Annotated in this window: 3 protein-coding genes; all 3 read left to right on the forward strand. The window is 64.4% G+C overall.

Features of this window, described 5'->3' with window-relative positions; genetic code table 11:
- Window positions 1-1,818: 1,818 nt before the first annotated feature.
- Window positions 1,819-2,949, forward strand: a complete 1,131-nt coding sequence (gene dnaN, locus ACWD01_RS37230) for a DNA polymerase III subunit beta (RefSeq protein WP_451168395.1) — start codon at window positions 1,819-1,821, stop codon at window positions 2,947-2,949.
- Between the two features lie 575 nt (window positions 2,950-3,524).
- Entirely contained in the window at window positions 3,525-3,833 is a 309-nt protein-coding gene (locus tag ACWD01_RS37235; RefSeq protein ID WP_451168397.1) for a transposase, read from the forward strand.
- Window positions 3,830-4,509 (forward strand): IS3 family transposase (locus ACWD01_RS37240; protein WP_451168399.1); only part of this gene is annotated, 680 nt, incomplete at its 3' end. The genes ACWD01_RS37235 and ACWD01_RS37240, both read left to right, overlap by 4 nt.

The raw sequence follows: 4,509 nt of genomic DNA on the forward strand, positions 1-4,509 counted from the left end.
ACGCTACGAACGCAAGGCCGACCACTTCCTCGCCTTCACCAGTATCGCCTGCACCCTCATCTGCTACCGCAGGCTCGCCAAATGAGATGGCTTCTTATGCGGGGCGGAGTGGCTGACCGCGCCTGATGTCTTTGAGCGGCACGCTACTGGCGAGGTTGTCGGTGGTGACTGGCACGGCAGCGGGTGGGGCTTGATCCTGTCGTCCTGTGGCGATGATGCGTAATGGAGGAGATGCGCCAGTCCTCACCTGAACGACCAGGTGAGGACTGCACCGTGTCACTTCACGTTGCCTGTGAAACTCACGAGCGCTGTAGGTCTTCGTCGGGGCGCGGCGGCGATGGCGTCCATCTCCGGCCGGCTTCTACGCCCTACTGGAGCTGCTCGCCCGCCACGGCGACACCCCCGTCCGCACCTGCCACCGCACACCGTCCACCAGCCGCCACCGACCCGGCGACCTGCGACTTACACCCACCGCAGGCGGTCTCATCGACGTACCGCCAGGCAGTGCTCTGGAATATCCCGAAACCGGCTCCGAGCAGCCCATGCCACAGCCCGGCCGCAGTCCACGCGGTGAACCGATGGTGCGCAGTGGTCAGCTACGCACCCAACGACTCCGGTAGATACCGGCACGCGGACCCGTTCGTCAGCACGTACACGGCGGTAGGCTGATGAAGTGATCGAGCCGAGTGAAATTGACCTGCCATCTTTCCTTCGGCGGTGGTGGGGTCCAGAAAATGCAGCGCAGCAAAAACTTCACAGCCGTTGCGATTGGCTCCCGAAGCCGCTACGTGACTGGCACGAGTTGACCTCACAGTGGTCCACCCCAATCGCAGCCACATACAGGATGACTCTGCCTGACGAGATCACCAGAAATGGCGGCATGGCCGAATTTATGACGGATCCTGGCGTGCAAATTTGGGCCTTTAGTGTCGACGAGCCAGAATCCGTCTATGAGGGCGAGTCCCTTAGCGACCTAAGTAAATCAAGAGAGAACCTCGCAGAGTTCCTCATTCACGCTACAGTGCATGAGGCGTCATTTGGCCCGCATTGGAGAGCTTGTGAAGCGGTACCAGACTATCTCCTTTCAGATGTCCTCAACCCACTATCCAGAGTGAATTTTGGAGGATGGCGAACCCCTCACCCTAGGGCGCAAGTATATTTGACTGACACCCTTGTGGCCACAACCGCCCCACACCTGGAGGGGAATGTCGAGTGGGGGGCACTTCCCGACCATTCGGAAGTGCATGTGGCGGCGGTGTCCCCTGAGTGCCTGGCATACTTGGATGACCTCCATGGAATTCCATGGATGAAGTCAGACTAGCTAAGGTTAGGGATCATCCGTAGCCACCCCCCAGCAGGGGAACCGACAGGGCCGCCAAGTCGCGAGATGCCTCTGCGGTCGACTCAACGGCGTCTCCGCCACAAGGTCTCTGGCCTGCGGAAATCCGCCAGCACTTCAGTCAAGCGGTCGGCGTCGACGCCACCCTGCACTCGACTTTACCGACCGCAGGAGCGTCCGATACCGGCTCTGAACTGCGGGCGATATGTAAACTACAGGTCCGCGGCAGCGAGTTGGGGCGGTTGGTGTGCCGTTCGCGTAGTCTCCTTCCTATCCTGCTGGGCAGTTTCACGGCTCGATGGCCTGGGAAGCGAAAGGTTACCCTTGGGCTGTTGATGACTCGGTTGGTCAGAGCAACCTTGCATTTCGGTGCTGCCTCCGGGAGCTGGTTGGCTCTCGGAGCCAGCCGCCCGGCCGTTGTCAGTGGCAACGTATAGCGTGCGCGGATTAACGGGTCCGACGTGATGGGGGATGTACTGATGGAGTTCAGGATCGAGCGGAGCGCTCTCGCGGAGGCCGTGGGGTGGGCGGCCAAGTCGCTGCCCGCCCGTTCGCCCGTGCCCGTGCTGGGTGGTCTGCTGCTGCACGCCCGCGAGGGGCGACTACGCATCTCGGGCTTCGACTATGAGGCTTCCGCCGACATTGAGGTGGCGGCGCAGACGCTGGCACCCGGCCAGGTACTCGTGCTCGGGCGCAGGCTACTCGACATCTGTCGGGTGTTGCCCGATGCGGTGGTGCAGTGCTCGCTGGAAAGCACACGCTTCACGATGGACGGGGGTGGCACACGCTTTGGGCTGTCGACGCTACCCACACAGGAGTACCCGGCGCTGCCCAAACTTCCGGTAAGTCGAGGAGTGGTGGATGCGGCTGAGTTCGCGGCCGCCGTCGGACAGGTCGTGATAGCTGCGGGCCGTGACGACACGCTCCCGGTGCTGACGGGAATCCAGGTCCGGCTGGATGGTGGATCGATGACGCTGGCCGCCTCGGACCGGTACCGGTATGCCGTGCGTTCGGTGCCGTGGAACCCAGAGGGTGCCGGCTCCGAGGCCGTGGAGGTAGTGGTGCCAGGCCGCAGGCTGACCGAGCTCTCCCGTTCGCTGGCGAAGTCCGGACCGATCCGTGTCGGACTGGACGACTCGGGTGGCGGCTTGATCGCCTTTGAGGGAGCCGGGATGCGTACGACACTGCGGCTGCTGGAAGGGCGGCTGCCGCGCTATGACAAGTTGTTCGCGCTGGATGGCCCAGCAGTCGCGATCGTGCAGCGGGAGCCACTTGCTGACGCGGTCCGCCGTGTCGCGGTCGTCGCGGAGACCAACAACCCCATTCGGCTCGACTTCTCCGCCCCGGGGACCGTTCTGCTTCAGGCGGGGTACGAAGACGACGTCGCTTCCCAGCAGCTCGCGGCCACCTTGGATGGCGCAGATGACATGTCGGTCGCATTCAATCCGGCGTACCTGCTGGAAGCCCTTAACTCGTTCAACACTCCTCAGGTGCGCTTCGAGCTACTGGGCCCTGGAAAGCGGGCGATGCTGAGCGGCGTATCGGATGCGAACCATGTGACACGCGAAGACCATCGTCATCTTCTTATGTCTGTACGCCAGTTGAGCTGATGCAAGAGAACTGGCGGATCTGCTTTCGGCCCAGTCATATCAACTGTCCTACTGGCGAGTGCTGAGCGAGGACGCGCGGGGAAGAACTGCTGCGTGCGGCACGTTCCCGCGCGGTCTGGTCGAGGATCTGCTGGTCGGTTCTCCGGCTTTGCCAGATGGCTCTTTCGGTCCCTCCGCAGTCCGTTGGGGAAGGCCGACACCGAAGTTGTCCTGCGTCCATTGACGGGGGTCGGCCGGGGGGGTTACAAGCCTCTGCGTCCCTACTGAGAAGCGGGCTATGGCCGGTGGACTGCGCCTGGCTCCAGCTCAATGCGCAGATTTCTTCGGTCCTGTCAAAGGGCTGTAGCACGTCATATGCCCACGAGGATCGCGGGTGAGCCACTTCTGTCACATGCGTGTCAGTGCGCGGGCTCGTAGGTAATCGTGGAATCGCTGCGGTCCTTCGCCAGTCGGGCGAGGGTGTCGCGCTCGGTCACGTCCGCGCTCAGGCCCCAGCGGAGCTTCTTCGAGGTTCCCCCGAGATGCGGGGAGAGGTGACAGCAGGTCAGATGGGTTTCATGAGAGGAGCCCTGACGATGCCTGCCCCGAGGAAGTACCCGCTGGAGTTGCGTGAGCGTGCGGTGCGGATGTACCGGACAGCCGAGCCGAAGCCCGTGATCCGTCGGATGGCCGAGGAACTCGGCGTGCATCACGAGGCCCTGCGGGGCTGGATCCGGCAGGCCGAGGCCGACGCCGGCGAGCGGGACGACATGCTCACCACGGAGGAGAAGGAAGAGCTCGCCCAGCTGCGGCGGGAGGTGCGGGAACTGCGCCGTGCCAATGAGGTCCTGCGGACGGCCTCGGCTTTTTTCGCCGCGCAGCTCGACCCGACCCGGCCCAGGTGACCGCGCTCCTCGACGAGCACCCGCACCTGGGGGTCGAGCCCGTACTCCGGGAACTGCACATCCCCTCCTCCACCTACTACCGCTGGCGCCGGTCCGAGACCGAACCCTGTGAACGGCGCCGCCAGGACACCGAGCTGACCGGACAGATCCGGCAGATCCACCAGGACTCCGGCGGGATCTACGGATCGCCCAGAGTCCATGCCGTCCTGAAGCGCGAGGGCTTCCATGTCGGCCGCAAGCGGGTCGAGCGGCTCATGCGGGAGGCCGGCCTGGCCGGGATCAGCCCCCGCAGGAGCAAGGGTTTCACCCGCCGCGACCCGGACGCCGACCTCGCCCCTGACCTGGTGCAACGCGACTTCACGGCACCTGTGCCGAACCGGCTGTGGGTCACCGACCTGACCATGATCCCCACCCTGGAGGGACCACTCTGGCTGTCTGCGATCCGCGATGCCTTCTCCCGCAGAGTCGTGGCCTGGGAGACCTCCGCCCACGCGGACGCCGACCTGGTCCTCACCTCGCTCGAGTGCGCGCTGGCCAGCCGGGAGGTCGCCCCCGGCGAACTCGTCCACCATGCCGACCATGGCTCGCAGGGCGGATTCAACCGGTCGTCGCAACACCTCGTGACCAGCGGGGTGTTGGATGGTTCGTCGTCAGCAGGCAGCCGATCGGGCGGTGC

The sequence above is a fragment of the Streptomyces sp. NPDC002835 genome (assembly GCF_053591995.1).

Excerpts from the sequence above, each read along its gene's own strand:
- dnaN (WP_451168395.1), top strand. The coding sequence starts at position 1,819 with ATGGAGTTCAGGATCGAGCGGAGCGCTCTCGCGGAGGCCGTGGGGTGG.
- ACWD01_RS37235 (WP_451168397.1), top strand. The coding sequence starts at position 3,525 with ATGCCTGCCCCGAGGAAGTACCCGCTGGAGTTGCGTGAGCGTGCGGTG.